General features: G+C 67.6%; 1 protein-coding gene and 1 tRNA gene. Both read left to right on the forward strand.

The genetic code is table 11. The features are described from left to right. The coding region (locus tag ABZ780_RS31745; RefSeq protein WP_357488457.1) for a site-specific integrase at positions 1–1152 on the forward strand (1152 nt) is incomplete at its 5' end. 90 nt (positions 1153–1242) lie between these two features. Continuing rightward, a tRNA-OTHER gene (locus tag ABZ780_RS31750) sits at positions 1243–1352 on the forward strand. The last annotated feature ends 24 nt before the right edge of the window (positions 1353–1376 follow it).

Raw genomic sequence — 1376 nt, forward strand, 5'->3', positions numbered from 1 at the left:
TGGCAGGCGCGCTACCGGGACCCGGACGGCCGGCAGAAGCAGAAGTGCTTCACGATCGCCGAGGGTGGTAAGAAGCGCGCCGAAGCGTTCCTCGACGAGGTGCGCACCCGGGTTCGGAAGCGGACGTACGCCGACCCCAGACGCGGCGAGATCACCCTCGCCCAGTGGTGGGAACTGTGGTGGCCAGCCCAGCCGCAGCGAGCCGTCACGACGACGAACAGGAAGCTGAGCAACTGGCGGGCCCACATCGAACCGCGGTGGGGCAAGTGGCGTCTGTGCGACCTGGAGTACATCGAACTCCAGACATGGATCACCCGCGACGTGAAGGGCCACCACACCCGTAAGAAGGTGCTGGAGCTGCTGTCGGCGATGCTGCGCGACGCGGCCCGGGACGGGAAACGGATCCCCTTCAACCCGGCCGCCGAAGTCCAGCTCGACGCGCCGCCGAAGAAGGACGCCGAGGAGACCCGACCGCCCACGCGTGAACAGGTCGCGCTGATCCGGCAGCACGTCGACGTCTGGTACCGACCCCTGGTGGTGTTCCTCGAGGAGACCGGTATGCGATGGGGGGAGGCCACCGGGCTGCGGTGGGCGCACGTCGACCTGGAGGCTAAGCACCTCAGAGTGAAGGAGGTGCTCAGCGAGGATCGGGGGACGTTGTTCCGCAAGGCCGCGCCCAAGAGCGTGGCCGGCTTCCGGACGGTGCCGCTTACCCCTGAGGCTATCGAGGCGGTACAGACGATGGCCGCACGGTTCCGCCCCGTCGACACTGTCTCGCCCATCGGGGACGGCCGGGACCTGCACCCGGAAGAGCTGGTGTTCCGGGGCCCGCTCGGCGGTACCCTCACCCGGCACAACTTCCGACGGACGTGGATCCCCGCGATCCAGGCCGCTGGCCTGGCCCGGAAGGTCACCAACCCGGAGACAAAACGGGATGAGTGGTGGCCGCGGGTGCACGATCTGCGGCACGTGTTCGCCACGCGACTGAAGGACTTGGGCGTCCCGGAGAAAGACGTGCAGACGGTCATGGGTCACGACCGCGGCAGCAAAGTCACGTGGCTGTACCAGCACAGCGCCGAGGACGTGGCCGCTCAGGTGCTCGCGGTCATGGCCCCGGAGGCGCCGGCTGTTCGACAGCTGCGGGCGGTGTGAGGCCGGATGCCACGCGATGCCACACGGATGCCACAACACCCCCGCACTGAACCCTACTGAACCCAACCGAACCCTGTTTGCGCAGGTCGCGCCCCTGTAGCCAGTGGCAAACTGGACCCGTCGCGCACCTACTGAACCTCACAGTCGGTGCACGTTTTCTCCTAAAGCGGGTGTCGCAGGTTCGAATCCTGCCGGGGGCACAGCTTGCACCGCAGGTCAGAAGG

The organism is Micromonospora sp. NPDC047467 (assembly GCF_040643095.1).
Classification (GTDB): domain Bacteria; phylum Actinomycetota; class Actinomycetes; order Mycobacteriales; family Micromonosporaceae; genus Micromonospora.